12 protein-coding genes and 1 tRNA gene are annotated in these 15,893 nt (G+C 59.1%); 9 read left to right on the top strand and 4 right to left on the bottom strand.

The features are described 5' to 3' along the window. Positions 1 to 194: 194 nt before the first annotated feature. Positions 195 to 881, bottom strand: coding sequence for a DUF5710 domain-containing protein (locus DXA43_RS01240; RefSeq protein WP_117797208.1), 687 nt, complete (start codon positions 879 to 881; stop codon positions 195 to 197). Positions 882 to 1,216: 335 nt separating this feature from the next. Further along, positions 1,217 to 1,291: transfer RNA gene (locus DXA43_RS01235), tRNA-Val, on the bottom strand. Positions 1,292 to 1,580: 289 nt separating this feature from the next. Between DXA43_RS01235 and DXA43_RS01230 the strand changes: the two genes are divergently transcribed. The 4 genes from DXA43_RS01230 to DXA43_RS01215 all read left to right on the top strand — a co-directional run bounded on the left by DXA43_RS01230 (position 1,581) and on the right by DXA43_RS01215 (position 7,107). Continuing rightward, positions 1,581 to 2,603 (top strand): DMT family transporter, encoded by a 1,023-nt coding sequence (locus tag DXA43_RS01230; RefSeq protein WP_199580504.1) that lies wholly within the window; start codon positions 1,581 to 1,583, stop codon positions 2,601 to 2,603. A 149-nt stretch (positions 2,604 to 2,752) separates the two neighbouring features. Beyond that, a complete protein-coding gene (locus DXA43_RS01225) occupies positions 2,753 to 5,065 on the top strand; it encodes a DUF4012 domain-containing protein (protein WP_117806023.1) in 2,313 nt (770 codons plus the stop codon). An 83-nt stretch (positions 5,066 to 5,148) separates the two neighbouring features. Further along, positions 5,149 to 6,480, top strand: a complete 1,332-nt coding sequence (gene glmM, locus DXA43_RS01220) for a phosphoglucosamine mutase (protein WP_117806022.1) — start codon at positions 5,149 to 5,151, stop codon at positions 6,478 to 6,480. A gap of 270 nt (positions 6,481 to 6,750) precedes the next feature. Then, a complete protein-coding gene (locus DXA43_RS01215; RefSeq protein WP_199580503.1) occupies positions 6,751 to 7,107 on the top strand; it encodes a recombinase family protein in 357 nt (118 codons plus the stop codon). Positions 7,108 to 7,326: 219 nt separating this feature from the next. On the opposite strand, the gene DXA43_RS01210 is transcribed toward DXA43_RS01215, so the two are convergent. Continuing rightward, a complete protein-coding gene (locus DXA43_RS01210) occupies positions 7,327 to 8,589 on the bottom strand; it encodes an IS30 family transposase (RefSeq protein ID WP_117806021.1) in 1,263 nt (420 codons plus the stop codon). Between the two features lie 471 nt (positions 8,590 to 9,060). Between DXA43_RS01210 and tet the strand changes: the two genes are divergently transcribed. From tet to DXA43_RS10350, 5 genes are all read left to right on the top strand, one after another. Then, the gene (gene tet, locus DXA43_RS01205) at positions 9,061 to 10,998 is read left to right on the top strand and encodes a TetM/TetW/TetO/TetS family tetracycline resistance ribosomal protection protein (RefSeq protein WP_117806020.1); all 1,938 of its coding nucleotides are present in this window, start codon (positions 9,061 to 9,063) and stop codon (positions 10,996 to 10,998) included. A 300-nt stretch (positions 10,999 to 11,298) separates the two neighbouring features. Beyond that, positions 11,299 to 11,592: a DUF3847 domain-containing protein gene (locus DXA43_RS10245; protein ID WP_021631985.1), complete on the top strand. Its 294-nt coding sequence runs from the start codon at positions 11,299 to 11,301 to the stop codon at positions 11,590 to 11,592. Continuing rightward, entirely contained in the window at positions 11,593 to 13,059 is a 1,467-nt protein-coding gene (gene mobQ, locus DXA43_RS01195; RefSeq protein WP_021631986.1) for a MobQ family relaxase, read from the top strand. It begins immediately after the preceding gene. After that, positions 13,056 to 13,475 carry a cysteine-rich VLP domain-containing protein gene (locus DXA43_RS01190; RefSeq protein WP_021631987.1) on the top strand — a complete coding sequence of 140 codons (420 nt, stop codon included), beginning with the start codon at positions 13,056 to 13,058 and terminating at the stop codon, positions 13,473 to 13,475. The genes mobQ and DXA43_RS01190 overlap by 4 nt, the downstream gene beginning before the upstream one ends. A gap of 84 nt (positions 13,476 to 13,559) precedes the next feature. Then, a complete protein-coding gene (locus tag DXA43_RS10350; protein ID WP_035300361.1) occupies positions 13,560 to 13,826 on the top strand; it encodes a transposon-encoded TnpW family protein in 267 nt (88 codons plus the stop codon). Between the two features lie 116 nt (positions 13,827 to 13,942). On the opposite strand, the gene DXA43_RS01180 is transcribed toward DXA43_RS10350, so the two are convergent. Then, positions 13,943 to 15,517, bottom strand: a complete 1,575-nt coding sequence (locus DXA43_RS01180; RefSeq protein ID WP_117806019.1) for a carboxypeptidase M32 — start codon at positions 15,515 to 15,517, stop codon at positions 13,943 to 13,945. Positions 15,518 to 15,893 lie beyond the last annotated feature (376 nt).

The raw sequence follows: 15,893 nt of genomic DNA, 5'->3' as shown, positions 1-15,893 counted from the left end.
TCGCAAATACCGTGCCTCGACATTCGGTTCATCGATGCGTGCGACAGACTTAGCGACGAAGTGAGAAAACGGACAGGCGTTCATATGCCGGTGTATCAGGAGAAATGCCCTGTTTGTGGCCTCGATATCGTGTACGACGCCGGCGACGAGGGATAGGTGATGCGGAGGAGCTGGCTGTGAAGGCATCTCTGTTCCTATAAATAAATCCCCTCACCGAGCTGCTTGTGGAACTTGGCGTGATGGTCGCGTGCCCAGGTAAAGAGCGCCTGGTCAAAGTCGGTGCGCGTGGCCGGGACGCCAAAGACGCCGGCAACTTCGACACGCACAAACTCCAGTGCCGGCAGCTTGTTGATGGCGGTGAGGGCAAACGGGGACGTGGGTTCTTCGAACAGATAGTGGCTGCCTTGCAGCGCGTCGCAACTGGTGCACGTGTTGCCGAGCGACGGGGCTTTGGAGGCTCGTGCGCCTACGGGTTTGTAGCCACAGCGCTTAGAAAGATAGTCGCGGATCTCGCCCGGGACGCAGCCAAGAGCGGGAACAATGGCGAGCGCGTTGGCATTGGCCGTGTCGATGGTAATGTGCCCGGCTTCGTTGGGCGCGTGCGCAATGGCGATGCCCTTGCCGTCATCGGTTCGATAGGGAATACCGAAGGCCGCGACCGAGGTCTCTTCGTGGCATTTCCAGCACTCGCGCTTGCCCAGTACTAGATATATATACGGCGCTGAGGGGTCGGATCGGTCAACACCGGGCAGCCACTCGGCAAAGGGCTCGGGGTTGACGCCGCTGGGTACATACCAGATCTTCTTGGTCCGGTCCCATTTGGCGCCCAGCGCCTTGGCTTCTTCTTTGTGCGAAAAGGGGACATCGAGCTCAGTGCGCATGGCGGCTCCTTGGTGCTGCAGGTGCAAGTGGCTCAAGGATACCGCAGGGCGCAGACATCGCGGCGTTTTGCTTAGAAGTTGCGGTGCGGACTGATTGGTTATGCCGATGGATAGATCGGCAAGTAGATGGTCGGCTTTTGGCCAGTTGGGCGGTTGGAGCAGCTTGCGGCGCAGTTTTGTGCCTGGCTATTGTTGATGTTGGGGTATTGAATTTGTTTGGCAGCCATTCGTCAGGTGAATTGATGCTACGTTGCGATGACGGTTGGAACTGCCAGCGGATTTGGCGACATAAAACAAAACAGCCCAGAGGACATAGTCTCTGAGCTGCGAACATTTGGTGGGCGTTAGAAGATTTGAACTTCTGACCTCTTCCGTGTCAGGGAAGCGCTCTCCCCCTGAGCTAAACGCCCGATCAAGGGTGCGCAAGCGCGCAAGGGATAATATAACGGAGCCTGAACTCGGTGGCAAGAACATTTTTAAAAATCGCTTACATTGTGGAATTCGGGGGTCTTGTCATATCCATTTCAAAAGAGCCTGCTGCCGCGATTTGGCTGTCGCATAATGCAAGGCCATTGCGGTGTCGAGCTATGGAAAGACGCCTGCGGAATTGTCCTACCGATAAGCGGACAAGCCTTCGGCTGGTGCCTTCGCCGTGGTAAGGTAAGCCGAATTGCTTCCAGACTGTTTCGGGGGAGTGGAATGAGCAAAGAGTGTGTCGAGCAGGTCGAAGGCGCAGGGGCTTCGGTGCCGATGACCGATATATCGAACATTGATGTGCCCGAGGGCACCGACGAGCTCAGCCGCAACACCCGTCGCGCATGGCGCGACCGCCTGAACAGTGCTTCGTCGCGCAAGATGATCACGGGCGTCTTGGCTACGCTGGTGGGCGGTTCGTTTTGGGGCTTCTCGGGCACCAGCGCGAGCTTTCTGTTCGATACCTTCCACGTCGACACCTTGTGGCTTATGAGCGTGCGTCAGATTCTCGCCGGTCTACTCTTTATGGCCGTGGTTGTTACGCGCGACCGCGAGCGCCTGATTAAGCTCTGGACCACACCCGCCGATCGCAAGCAGCTGCTGCTCTTTACCGCCTTTGGCCTGCTGTTCAACCAGTTTTGCTATCTTTCGGCCGTGCGCCTGACGAACGCCGGAACCGCGACGGTGCTCCAGTGCCTGCAGCTCGTTATCATCATGGGCTACACCTGCGTGATCGATCGCCGCATGCCACGTACTCGCGAAGTCATCGGCATCGGTCTGGCTTTGGGTGGCACCTTTTTAATCGCCACCGGTGGCGACCCCACCAGCCTGAATATCTCGCCGCTCGGCCTGATCGCGGGTCTCATGTGTGCGGTCAGCGCTACATGCATGGCGGTGATTCCCGCCAAGATTCTGCCCGAATACGGTAGCCCCATCGTCACGGGCTCGGCAATGCTCACGGCGGGCGTGGTCTCGTGCGTCTTCGTGCAGCCTTGGGCGCATATGCCGGCGCTCGATGCCGCCGGTATCGAGGCACTCGCGGTGTTCGTGGTTATCGGCTCGTTTTTTGCTTACATGCTCTATATGCAGGGCGTTAAGGACATCGGCTCGGTGCGTGCGAGCCTCATCGGAACTGTGGAGCCGGTTTCGGCGACCATCACCAGCGCCGTGATGCTGGGCACAGTGTTTTTGCCGACCGACCTTATCGGCTTTGCCATGATCATCGTGATGATGTTTCTCACGGTGTAGCTGGTGCCGCCGCCAAGACGGAAAAGGCGTTGTGCCACATTTTCGCCAATTGATGTCCGTGTCTGGAGTTTAGCTGTCGATGCTCAAAATGCCATAAACTAGTAACGTTATGGACTTTTTCATTGCGACTCAATTGCGAGGATTTCTTTATGGCTGGTAATCACTTTAAGGGCAGCGATAGCGGCCGTCCTGCAGTTCCGCCGCGTCCGAACGGGGCTGGTAAGGCCGGCACGCCGGGCGGCGCTGGGCAGGGCGGTTCCGGTAAGCGCGTGTCCCCGGGCGAGACGGCGATGTTTACCGCTCTGTACGAGCAGTCTCAAAAGGCAAAAAAGACCGGCCGTGCAAGAGGGAATGTCTTTGCGGGCGGTGCAACCTCCACGTCGCAGCCGAGCGGGGCCCCTTCGATACCTGCGAACAACGCAGGTGCTGCCAACGCCGCGAATACCGCCGGCAACGTTAATGCCGGCAAGGCCGCCAACAATACTCCCTCTGCCGGTGGCGCGGGGCTTACGGGTAACCTTGGCACGATTTACACCGGCGCCTCCGAGACTGGCACGTTCGCCCGCCTGGATGATAGCGGTGCCGAGTTTGCGGGCTCGGGTTCCAAGGAAGATTATTACGATTTTGGCTTGAACTACGGTAGCGACGCTTCGTCGAGTTCGACCTCTGACGGTCTGGTCCGTCATCGCCATCGCAAGGGCGAGCGCAAAAAGCGTCACACTGGCGCCATTATTGCCGCTGTAGTCGCGGTGCTTCTCGTTGCGCTTGGCGCAAGTGGCTTTATGCTGCTTAACTCGGCAAAGACCGTAAAGAGCGAAGCGAAGGAGGCTGTCGAGATCGTCGGTGGCCTTAAGGACAAGGTCACGTCGGGCGATTTTTCGACGCTGCCTGACGACGCGAAGAAGATCGATGAGCTCTGCGATAGCATGAAGGCGGAGACCTCGAGCCCGCTGTGGACGGTGGCTTCGTTTATCCCGGTGTATGGCAGCGACATCAATGCGGCCCGCACCATGATTGATGCCCTGTCCGATGTCTCGAGCAACGCGCTGGTTCCCATGGCCGACAACCTTTCGCAGGCCACGCCAGGCAAGCTGTTCCAGGACGGCATGATTAACGTGTCCGCGCTGCAGGCCGTTGCCGATTCGCTTTCCGATAGCTCCAAGGTGTTCAAGAGCGCCAACGAGAAGATCCAGGGTATTGGCGATACTCATATTTCCCAAGTGACCGAGCTGGTCGATAAGGCCAAGGACGGCTTTGCCACCCTCAACGGCGCGGTTGACGCGGCGGAGAAGGTCGCCCCCGTCCTTCCCCAGATGCTCGGTGCCAACGGCCAGACGCGCAACTACCTTATGTACGCCATGAACAACGTCGAGATTCGTGCCTGCGGCGGCTTTGGCGGTTCGCAGGGCCTGATTTCGGTCACCGACGGCCAGATGTCGATTGGCGAGTTTGTTCCCCGTATTGGACTCAGCGAGGATGAGGCAGTCGAGAGCGTCGACGAAGAGGATGAGGCGTTGTTCGGCAACCACAGTAACCTGTACAACTCGGGCAATACCTATTCGCCCGATTGGCCCCGCAACTCGCAGCGTGTCGCAGCCCTGTGGAAATCTCAATATGGCCAGGACGTTGACGGCGTCGTGGGCATTGACCCGGTGTTCCTGCAGTATCTGCTGGGCCTGGTCGGTAATGTGTCGCTGCCCGACGGAACGGTTGTCGACGGCACCAACGCCGCAAAGGTCCTCATGCACGATGTGTACTGGAACTATCCGGTCGAGGAGTCGGACGGCATCTTTGCATCCGTCGCCAGCGCTGCCTTCGACAAGATTCTCGGTGGCATCGGTGACGTCGACGTTACAAAGCTTGTCAGCGCCGTTGAGCGCGGTGCCGAAGAGGGTCGTCTGATTGCTTGGATGAAAAACGATGACGAGCAGAATGCCATCAAAGAGACGGGCATTGACGCCTCGCTGCCCGATCCGGATGACCCGAGTGAAGATCCCGTCGCTGGTGTCTACTTTAACAACCTGAGCTTCTCCAAGCTCGACTGGTACCTGAATGCCGATACGCAGATTGGCCAGGGCGTCAAGAACGGTGACGGCACGTGCTCGTATCGCATCACCGTTACCCTGACGAACATCATGACGCAGGAGGAGGCAGGCAAGCTGCCCGACTACGTCGCGGCGAGCGCGCCCGATGCAGCGCGCGACGACGAGCGTCTGAATGTCTCGTTGTTTGCACCGACGGGCGGCAACATTACTGATCTGACCGTCGAGGGCACCCAGTTTGGTCTTGGCGCCGCTACGTGGCATGGAATCCCCTTCTATTCGGGCACCGTTGACCTGCATGCTGGCGAGACGACGACGATCACATATACGCTGACCACGTCGGCCGAGGCGGGGGACAAGCCGCTTGCGCTGCGTCAGACTCCTACATGCCAGGCGGCTCGCGACAGCGCGTCGGCGTAGGGTTTTTCTGGTAGCGCAGATAATCGAGTACCATTTTGGGGCGGACAGGCAATCTGTCCGCCCCTATTTTGTAAGGAGAGCGCATGAAGTACTTTGGCACCGACGGCTTTCGCGGTGAGGCCAACGTTGGGCTGACGGTAGAGCACGCTTATAAGATTGGCCGTTTTGTGGGCTGGTATTACGGCGCCAACCGCGAGCGCAAGGCGCGCGTGATCGTGGGCAAGGACACCCGTCGCTCGAGCTATATGTTCGAGGCGGCGCTGGTGAGCGGCCTGGTCGCGAGCGGTGCGGACGCCTATATGCTGCACGTGATCCCCACGCCGGGCGTAGCGCATCAGACCGTGGAAGGCTGCTTCGATTGCGGCATCATGATCAGCGCGAGCCACAACCCGTTTTGCGATAACGGCATTAAGCTCGTCAATAGCGACGGTTTTAAGATGGACGAGGACGTACTGGAGCTCATCGAAGACTGCGTCGATGGCAAGAGCGAGGTGCCGCTGGCCACGGGCAACCACATCGGCGCCACGGTGGACTACATGCAGGGCCGCAACCGCTACATTGCCTCGCTCATCGCCAGCGCGAACTTTTCGCTGCAGGGCGTCAAGATCGGCATCGACTGCGCCAACGGCTCGGCGTCCTCGGTGGCCAAGCCGGTGTTCGACGCGCTGGGCGCCGACGTGCGCGTGATCAATGCCGCGCCTGATGGTTTTAACATCAACGTCGACTGCGGCTCCACGCATATGGAGCGTCTGCAGCGCCATGTGGTGGAGCAGGGCTTGGACGTGGGCTTTGCCTATGACGGCGATGCCGACCGCTGCCTGGCCGTGGACGAGCGCGGCCGCGTGGTCGATGGCGACCAGATCCTGTACGTGTGCGGCGTGTACCTGAACAAGCACGGTCGCCTTTCGGGCGGTACCGTGGTTCCGACGATTGCCAGCAACTTTGGCCTGATCAAGTCGTTGGAGCTTGCCGGCCTAAGTGCCGTGACCAGCGGTGTGGGCGACCGTCACGTGTATGCCAAGATGCGCGAGGGCGGTTACAGCCTAGGCGGCGAGCAGACGGGCCATACGATCTTTGGCGATATCGAGCGCACGGGCGACGGCATTATGACCTCGCTGCGCGTGATGGAAGTGATCCGCGCCGAGCGCGAGACGCTCTCGCAGCTCACGGCTCCGTGCAAGCTGCTACCGCAGGCGCAGGTGGCCGTGCGCGTGGCCGACAAGGATGCCGCATTGGGCAACATGGGCGTGCAGACCGCCATCGTCGAGGCTGAGGCCGCGCTGGCGGGCGAGGGCCGCGTGCTCGTGCGCAAGAGCGGAACCGAGTCGGTGATTCGCGTGCTGGCCGAAGCCCCCGACCAATCGGCCGCCGACGCCGCCATGAAGCGCATCGCCAACGCACTCGAGGCCCTTTAGTTACGCGGTTTTACCAAACCGCGTAACTGCTCGACGCTGCAAACGGACCCAAGCGGTAATCTGACGTTCAATTTCAAGGGCGCGACCAGAAGGTCAGCGCTCTTTCATTTCACGTCACCTTGCTCGCTTGGGGCTGTTTTCGCTGACGTTGCCAGGACATCGGCGTCAACATGGTTGACGTTCAAAGAGTAGTCATTTAAGAACGTCCCCAAAGGGTCACTATAATAAGGATAGAAAGGTCGTGAAAATACAAAACAGGAGGTTACACACATGAGGAAGCAGGAGCAAAAGGGTAAAATCACAGCATTGTACGAAAGGTTATCTCACGACGATGGGCGGTCTGACGAGAGCGTGTCCGTAGAAAATCAAAAGCGCATCCTGGAGGACTACGCCCGAAAAAATGGCTTCACTAATGTCCGCCACTTCACCGATGACGGGGTGCGGGGAACGACCTTCAAGCGGCCCGGCCTGGACGCTATGGTGGACGAGATACGGGCCGGAAATGTGGCTACCGTCATTGTCAAAGACCAGAGCAGAATAGGCCGTGACGTGGTGGAGGTCGGCTTGCTCAAACGCACCTTTGACGAGTACAACGTCCGCTTTATCGCCGCCAATGACAACGGTTGATTTTCAATCTCAACGCAACAGCCTGAACGGGTCCCGCGTTTCCGCAGCTAGCGCAACGAGGGAATAGCTCCCGGCACCTGGCCGTCGCATCGTTTCCGCAGGTGGAGAGGCTATGGAGGCCGGTGCCCCCATGCCGCCGCCGCATGCTCCGCCAGCCCGCCGCGCAGCCGTTCCGGACTCAGCGCAACGGGCCCTCCGGCCCATGTCCCGGCACGCCGCCTATCCCGCCAGCGGCCCCTCGCCCCTCGCGGCCCTGGCCCTGTCGATGCAGCCGGGCGTGAGGTCGAGCCCGCCGGGCGCCAGCTCCTCTATCCCGAACGCGTCCATGAGGGCGGAGGCGTCCTCCCCGAGGGCCATCCGCAGCACGCGCGCCGGCGTCAGGAACCCGAGCGCCCCCCTCGGCTCGGAGTTCACCTGCGACATGAGCAGCGCGCAGTCCGCCGCCTCCAGCCGGTCGAACCTGGCCCCGGCGCCCTTGGGCAGCAGCTTCCTGATCTCCACGTGGTTCTTCTCGCACGCGCCCTTCTGCTGGCTCTGCCGGGGGTCGCAGTAGAAGAGCCTGGTCTCGCCGTCCCGCTCGCCGAGCAGCGCCGCGATGGCGCCCTCGTCGGCGAACTCGCTCCCGTTGTCGGTGAGCACGGCGCCGAAGGCGCGCCTCGCGCCGTCCTCGCCGAGGACCCCGCGCAGGGAGGAGAGCGCCGCCAGGACCGAGGCACACGTGCCGTCCGGCAGCGGCAGGGCCAGCTGGAAGCGGCTCGGGCGGTGCAGGAGCGTGAGGAGCCTGGCGGAGTCGCCCCTGGCGCCCTCGACGGTGTCCATCTCCCAGGCCGCGGCGCAGGCGTCCTCGCCGAGCGCGAGGAACGACGCGTGCGACCTGCGCGCCGAGTGCGACGTCGCCCTCCCCGGGGCCCGGCGCGACCTCGGCCTGTAGCCGACCTTGCGCCTGAGCTCCATGTTCGTCATGCCGTCGTAGCCGGCGTCCACCCACCTGTAGACGGTGGAGGCGTTGAGCCCGGGGGTCGTCGCCGCTATCTGCTGCGGGGAGAGCCCGCGCGCGAGCCCGTCCCTGATGGCCGCGAGCTTGGCGGCGGCGCCCTCCTCGGTCTCGTCGATCCCGGACCTGCTCGCCGAGAGCTCGGCGTCGGCCGCCTCCTGCGCCCTCCTTGCGCTGTAGAACACCCTGGGCCTCCTCGAGCAGCCGTAGCCCCTCCTGTGCGAGCAGCCGTTACAGCACCTCGGCCACGAGGAGAGCCTGGGGCAGGCCCCCGACAGGCCCGCGGGCGCGGGCTCACCGTAGCGCGAGCGCGGTGCGGTGACGTAGCGGTGCGCCGCCACCTCCCTGGTCACGGTCGAGGGCGACCTGCCGAGCTCCGCGGCGATCTCGCGGGCGCTGCGGTTGCGGTCGAGCATCCTCTCGACCGTGTTCCTCTCGTGCCTCGTGAGCCTCCCGTACGACCTTCCGGACGGCTTGGGTCTGGACATGCCGGCCTCCCTCCATCGCGGGCCGGGGGATTCCGGCCCCTCTGGGGTTGCCTACCCGGATTCGCGCCTCAGGACTCAGCGCAACGCGTTGCGCTGAGTCCTGAGCCTGTTGCAATGAAGATGAGAATCAAGGGAGGTGCAGTGACAGAAAAAATTTATCTTAACAGGGTTGCTTTTGGGAATTTGATATGCTATACTATAAAAATCCAAGCAAAGGAGTTTATCAATATGCGGCAAGGTATTCTTAAATAAAATTTGATAATGGGAACAAAGACAAACGTCCTCAAGGAGAGGGCTTGGTTTTTGTACCCAATTTAAGAATACTTTTGCCTTTTCATTTCATATCGTGATAGACAACGGCCAGCCTTGGCCGCAGTTTTCATGTGTGTCCTACCTATCATCCCCAGCGGTAAAAGTATTTGTCGCTGGGGATTTTTGCGCCCTTCTGGGCCTTGTATGGAGGACAATCATATGAAAATCATCAATATTGGCATTCTTGCTCATGTAGACGCAGGTAAGACGACCTTGACGGAGAGCCTGTTATATACCAGCGGAGCAATCGAGGCGCCCGGCAGTGTGGATCAGGGAACAACGAGAACGGACACCATGTTTTTAGAGCGGCAGCGTGGAATCACCATTCAAACGGCGGTCACTTCCTTTCAGTGGCACGATTGTAAGGTCAACATTGTGGATACTCCTGGGCATATGGATTTCTTAGCGGAGGTCTATCGCTCCCTTGCCATTCTTGACGGAGCGATTTTGGTTGTTTCTGCAAAAGACGGCGTTCAGGCGCAGACCCGTATTCTGTTTCATGCTCTGCAAGTAATGAAAATCCCAACTGTTATCTTTATTAACAAAATCGACCAGGACGGGATTGACCTGCCAGGTGTGTATCAGTCTATCCGAGATAAGCTCTCCGCAAATATGATTATTAAGCAGAACGTGCAGCTTTCCCCGGATATATCCATCATGGAAAACATGGGGCTGGAGAATTGGGATACCGTGATTGCGGACTGTGATGAATTGTTGGAGAAATATATTGCCGGAGAACCAATGGACAAAGAAGAACTTCTGCGGGAGGAAAACAGGAGAATCCAAAGCGTCTCTCTGTTTCCGGTCTATCATGGCAGTGCCAAGGTAAACTTGGGAATCCGACAACTCATTGAAGCGGTCACAGATACATTCCAATCACCCACCGGGCAGAACAGCTCTGAATTGTGCGGAACTGTGTTCAAAGTTGAGTACGCAAACCAGAGCCAACGCCTTGCCTATCTGCGGTTGTATAGCGGTACGCTTCATTTGCGGGATTCCGTAGCCTTGGCAGGGAAAGAAAAACTGAAAATTACGGAAATGCGTATCCCCTCAAAGGGTGAGATTGTCCGAACAGAGATTGCCCATGCGGGCGAGATCGTCATTGTACCCTGCGACAGTTTGCGGCTGAATGATGTGCTGGGAAACAAACTGCTGCTGCCCCGTGAAACGTGGAGCGACAATCCTCTCCCTTTGCTGCGGACAACAATTGCACCAGAGAAACCAGAACAGAGGGAACGCTTGTTAAACGCCTTGACAGAAATTGCGGATACCGACCCGCTTCTGCGCTATGAAGTAGACGCTGTGACCCATGAGATCATTCTCTCCTTTTTGGGCCGGGTACAATTGGAAGTTATCTCTGATCTTCTGGTGGAAAAATATCAGCTCAACACAACTGCAAAAGAACCTACCGTCATCTATATGGAGAGGCCATTGAAAGCGGTAAGTCACACCATTCATATCGAAGTGCCGCCCAATCCATTCTGGGCGTCCATCGGGCTGTCCGTCACCCCTCTCCCCCTTGGCACCGGAGTGCAGTATGAGAGCAAAGTTTCCGTTGGATACTTGAATCAGAGTTTTCAAAACGCTGTATTGGATGGTATCCGCTACGGTCTGGAACAAGGCGTGTATGGATGGAAGGTAACGGACTGTAAAATCTGTTTTGAGTATGGGCTTTATTATAGTCCGGTCAGCACTCCCGCAGACTTTCGGTCATTGGCACCTATTGTATTGGAGCAGGTGTTGAAAAAGGCGGGGACGCAGCTATTGGAACCATATCTTTCTTTTACACTCTATGCGCCGCAGGAATATCTCTCCAGAGCTTATCATGACGCACCAAAATATTGCGCGAGTATTGAAACGACCCAGGTTAAAAACAGCGAGGTGATTATTACTGGCGAAATCCCTGCCCGCTGTGTGCAAGAGTACCGCAATGACCTCACCTTTTATACAAACGGGAGAAGCGTTTGTTTAACAGAATTGAAGGGGTATCAAATCGCCAGCGGCGAACCAGTTTTTCAGCCACGCCGCCCAAACACCCGGATTGATAAGGTGCGCCATATGTTCAACAAAATTCTCCCATCAATGATGGACTTATAAAATCCCTTTGGAACAAAGGGCGCACTTCTATACATGGTCTGCGACCATGTATCGTGCGCTCTGCGAGGCTACGGCCCGGACTTCCGAAAGTCCGGGCCGTTTGCGTCGCTCCGCTCCGTACAAGGGGCTGCGCCCCTTGCGCCGCTTTGCGGCTATCCCTGCGCCCTCGCTGGAAAGGTACATCCGCTCTGCGTCTGCACCTTTCCAGCGAGGCTAAAACCGAATACCGTTACCCTTGACCGTTTACCCGACACAGCAGGTAGACGGTCTTTTGTTTTGCCAAGAAGGAGGTCAAACACGATGGACAAGTCACGCGAAGAATTAGAGAAAGAGTATGCTGAGGCCACCGCTAAGTTGGAGCAGTACCAGCACAGAGGCCAGCGGTATGAGAACCGCATCCGCTACTACACCCAAGGCGAAAGGAAGAAGCGAAACCACCGACTTATCACCCGTGGCGGAGCGGTGGAGAGTATCGCCCCGGAGGTGCGCGGCATGAGCGAAAGGGCCTTTTTTCTTTTGATGGAAAAGGTCTTTTCCCTGCCGGAAGTTGCCGCCCTGGTGAGCCAAGCCACTGACCAGCAGGAAAGCGGATAATTGGCCCTGTTCCATCTCCACGTTACCCAGGTCAAACGGAGCGCGGGACAGTCTGTTGTCACGTCCGCCGCCTACCGAGCCGGGGAGAAATTGTATAGCGAATACTATGGCGAGGTCAGCGACTACACCCACAAGGGCGGCGTGGTCTGCACAGACATTCTCCTGCCGCCCCAGGCCCCCAACCAGTACCAAGACCGCGCCACCCTCTGGAACGCCGTGGAGAAGGCCGAGCGCGGCAAGAAAGCCCAGCTTGCATATAGCTTTGACATTGCCTTGCAGAACGAGTTTTCATTGGAGGAAAACATCGCTCTTGCAAGGCAATTTGTTTCGGAGCAGCTTGTGGGCCGGGGCATGATTGCCGACTTTGCCATCCACCAGCCGGACAAGGAGGACGGCGGTATTCCTAACCCGCACTTTCATGTTCTCTGCCCCATCCGGCCCATTGAGCCAGACGGCAAATGGGGGTGCAAGCAGCGCCGCCGCTACCGTCTGGACGAGGACGGGAACCGCATTATGGGAGAGGACGGCAAGCCCCTCTTTGACGCTGTTCCCACTACCGACTGGGGAAGCCCGGAAACACTGGAACATTGGCGGGAGGCGTGGGCCGCTATGGTGAACGCCAAGTTTGAGGAAAAGGGGCTGACCTGCCGCATCGACCACCGCTCCTATGAGCGTCAGGGCCTTGACCTGCTGCCCACCGTCCATGAGGGCGTGGCCGTCCGCCAGATGGAGGCCAAGGGCATCCCCACCGACAAGGGCGATCTGAACCGCTGGATAAAAAAGGCCAACAACATTCTGCGGGATATTCGGAAGAAAATCGCCGGCCTGACGGATTGGATTAAGGCCATAAAAGAAGAATTGAGCAAGCCCCAGGCCCCGACCCTTGCCGCCCTGCTGACCGACTACTATGAGGGCCGGAACGCCGGAGCATGGAGCCGCAACGCCAGGATTGGAAATCTTAAAGGTTTTGCCGAGGCCATCAATTTTCTGACCGAGAGGGGCATCGCTACGCTGGAAGATTTAGAGACCCATATCGCCGCCCAGAGTGAACGAACGGAGGCCATCAACACATCCATGAAAGCGAAGCGTGACCGTCTGAACGAATTGAAGGAACTGCTTCGCCTTGTTGACCTCTACCGAGACACCAAGCCCGTCTATGACGAGTTGCAGGGTATCAAGTGGAAGGGCAAGCGGGAAAAATTCGAGAGGGAGCATGAGAACGAGTTGAGGACGTTCCACATGGCCCGCCGGAAGCTGGACAAGCACCGTTCCCCTGCTGGTAAAATCCCCGTTCATGCGTGGGAACAGGAACAGGCGAGGCTTCACCAGGAGTACACAGCCGAGTATGAGCAGTACAAGCCTATCCAAGACGATTTGCGGCGGCTTCAACAGGTGAAGCGGAACGCCGATGCTGCCATACACCAGCAGGAGCAGACCCAGCAGAAACGCCGGGAGGTGGAGCGGTGAACGGCATTCCCCGACTGACCTACCAGCAGTACCGAGCCGTCCGGCGGCTGGTGCATGACTGCTGCAATTATGACGGCGGCAACTGTCTTGCTCTTGATGACGGCTGGGAGCCTTGTGTCTGCGTCCAGAGTATCACCTATTCCCTGGTCTGTAAATGGTTCCGCGCCGCCGTCCTGCCAACAGACAAGGGGTTGTGTGCCGCCTTGCTCCACCGAGGACAGGCGCGGCCCTGTGCCGAGTGCGGGGCGATGTTCGTGCCGCGCTCCAATCGGGGCAAATACTGTGACGAGTGCGCCGCCAATGTGCGCCGGAGAAAGAAAGCTGCCAGCGAACGGGAACGCCGCAGGCGTGGACATTTAGAGGCTGAAAAGCCTTGCAATCAGGGGGCTTGTGGACAGTCCTCAAAGGGGGACTAATACATTCCCCTTCCCCCACTCCAACGTGGGCGGCAAAATGGCGCTCACGTGGATTAACTTTGATGAATGATGAAAGGAGAGCCTATGACCTACGACCCCAGCATGACGATCACCAGCACCATCCCCGCCCCGGAGGGGAGCGACAGCACCAGCAGAGAGGGCAAGGCCATCCCCCTGCCCGTGATGGCGGGCGGCAACGCTTCACCCGCCCCGGACGTACCGCCACCCGATATGGTAAAGACCGTTGGCGGTACGACCTTTGATATTTATTTCCATTTCAGCCAGACCAGCCGGGAAACCTTTACCGACAAGGTACTGCGCCTTATTCAATCCGATGTTGTAACCTCATAAAAATAATTTACTTTTTTCTCTATCCTTATTGACAAAACCCGAATGACTAGGTGGAAAAAGAGGGCGCCGCGGGATAGATCCTGCGGCGCCCCTTTGCGTTGCGTGTTGCTTAAGCTTTACAGCTGGTACAGCGTGGTGAACTTGTCCTGCAGGTAGCTGCAGTAGTAGCGGGCATCGAACGCCATGCCGCATGCACCCTCGATAAGCTCCGGCGCGTCCTTGGCGCGGCCCCACTGCCAAATGTGCTCGCCCAGCCACGCGCGGACGGGTGCCAAGTCGCCGCTCGCGCAGGCACCGGTAAGGTCGACGCCGTCGCGGCACATGGCCGGCACAAACATGGCATCGTAGGCGCTACCCAGCGCATACGTGGGGAAGTAGCCAAACGAACCGCCGCTCCAATGCGTATCCTGCAGGCAGCCGTGCGTGTCGTCGGGAACGGGAATGCCCAGGTACTCGTCCATAAAGCGGTTCCAAAGCGCGGGGATGTCCTTGGCCGCAGCCTCGCCGGCAAACAGCATGCGCTCGATCTGGTAGCGCACCATAATATGCAGCGGATAGGTGAGCTCGTCGGCCTCGGTGCGGATCAACGACGGCTGCGCGATGTTCACGGCGCGGTAGAGCGTGTCTTCGTCGACGTCGCCGTAGACCTCGGGTGCGTGACGACGCAGCACCTCGAGCAGCGGGCCCATAAAGGCGCGGCTGCGACCCACGGTGTTCTCGAAAAAGCGGCTCTGGCTCTCGTGGATGCCCATGGAGGTGCCGCCCTCCAGGCAGGTGCGCGCGTAGGCGGGATTGACGCCCAGCTCGTACATGGTGTGCCCCGCCTCGTGGATGATGCTGTAGACGTTGGAGATGCAGTCGTCCTCGTAGATGTGCGTCGCGATGCGCGCATCACCCACGGCAAAGCCCTCGCTAAACGGATGCTCGGTAAAGGCAAGCGTGGTGTCGTCCAGGTCCAGGCCGACAAGCTTCATAAGGTCGAAGCTCATGGCGCGCTGGGCAGCCTCGGGCACGTGGGCGTGCAAAAAGTCGGCAGCCGGCTGCTGGCCGCGCTCGCCGATGGCGTGCACGAGCGGCACGACCGTGGCCTTGACCTCGTCGCAAAACGCGTCGAAGCTCTTGGCGGAAAGGCCGCGCTCGTACTGGTCGAGCCAAACGTCGTATGGATCGCGCTTGGGGTCCATGAGCTCGGCCTGATGCTTAAGTTGGGCGACGATTCTATCCACATAGGTCTCAAAGCTCGCCCAGTCGTTGGCTGCCTTGGCCTTGCGCCACACGGCGTCCGCCTCGCAGGTGAGCCTGGTCCAGGCCTCGGCTTCTTCGGTGGGGATGGCACTGGCCTCACGTTGATCGCGGCCGAGCACACGGATCTCGTCGAGCAGCTGGGGGTCGTCGATTTTGCCGCCGGCGACGGTCTCGCGCGCTAACGAGCGTACGAGCTCAACGGACTTCTCGCTGGTCAGCAGCTTGTGATGCTCGCCGGCAAGCGTGCCCATGGCGTCGACACGCGCTGCTGCGCCGTTGGCGGGGGCAATGGTCGCGCCGTCAAACTCGGCAATCTTGAGCAGGTACTCACGAGTCCACAGCTTGCCTTCGAGCTTGCGGAATTTTTTGACGGCCTTATCGACCTTCATGCCTTTGGATGTCTTGCCCGCTGCAGGCTCGGCCTTCTTATCGAGTTTCTTTCCCATACCATATCCTTGATCTCGTGAGCCGAGCGCTTCGAGTGGGCGCGCGGCCAGTTTGCACAGCTACCTGCCTTGTACCCAGTGCGAACAAAACGGAACGCGGCGATGCACACGCAGAATGTGTTATCCTATAGCCCAATGCGTTGACGGAGAGGGTTTTGCCCGCCGCGTCGCCGGCAAGAGAGGGAAGGTCATGGGCTGCGAGCCTTCCTGCGGTGACAAGGGCCAAGCGTTCACTCCCGAGCAGCGACCTCAACGGGCACGCGGCCAGCGGCGGCGAAGCCCCAGTAGGGAAGCCGTGAGCCTCGCGACAAGGGGCACAGAGTGGGCGCGGCGGGCCAGACATCCGCCGGGTCAAACAAGGTGGTACCGCGGAATT

Origin of the sequence: Collinsella sp. OF02-10 (assembly GCF_003463445.1) — a bacterium.
Taxonomy (GTDB): Bacteria; Actinomycetota; Coriobacteriia; order Coriobacteriales; family Coriobacteriaceae; genus Collinsella.
The sequence above is the reverse complement of the archived record's forward strand: the minus strand, read 5'-3'. Positions and strand labels throughout refer to the sequence as shown.

Bases quoted from the DNA above. Each gene is read 5' to 3' on its own strand.
- DXA43_RS10245 (WP_021631985.1), top strand. From the start codon at position 11,299: ATGGACAAGTCACGCGAAGAATTAGAGAAAGAGTATGCTGAGGCCACC.
- glmM (WP_117806022.1), top strand. From the start codon at position 5,149: ATGAAGTACTTTGGCACCGACGGCTTTCGCGGTGAGGCCAACGTTGGG.
- DXA43_RS01210 (WP_117806021.1), bottom strand. From the start codon at position 8,589: ATGTCCAGACCCAAGCCGTCCGGAAGGTCGTACGGGAGGCTCACGAGG.
- DXA43_RS01180 (WP_117806019.1), bottom strand. From the start codon at position 15,517: ATGGGAAAGAAACTCGATAAGAAGGCCGAGCCTGCAGCGGGCAAGACA.
- DXA43_RS01215 (WP_199580503.1), top strand. From the start codon at position 6,751: ATGAGGAAGCAGGAGCAAAAGGGTAAAATCACAGCATTGTACGAAAGG.
- DXA43_RS01240 (WP_117797208.1), bottom strand. From the start codon at position 881: ATGCGCACTGAGCTCGATGTCCCCTTTTCGCACAAAGAAGAAGCCAAG.
- tet (WP_117806020.1), top strand. From the start codon at position 9,061: ATGAAAATCATCAATATTGGCATTCTTGCTCATGTAGACGCAGGTAAG.
- DXA43_RS01225 (WP_117806023.1), top strand. From the start codon at position 2,753: ATGGCTGGTAATCACTTTAAGGGCAGCGATAGCGGCCGTCCTGCAGTT.
- DXA43_RS01230 (WP_199580504.1), top strand. From the start codon at position 1,581: ATGAGCAAAGAGTGTGTCGAGCAGGTCGAAGGCGCAGGGGCTTCGGTG.
- DXA43_RS10350 (WP_035300361.1), top strand. From the start codon at position 13,560: ATGACCTACGACCCCAGCATGACGATCACCAGCACCATCCCCGCCCCG.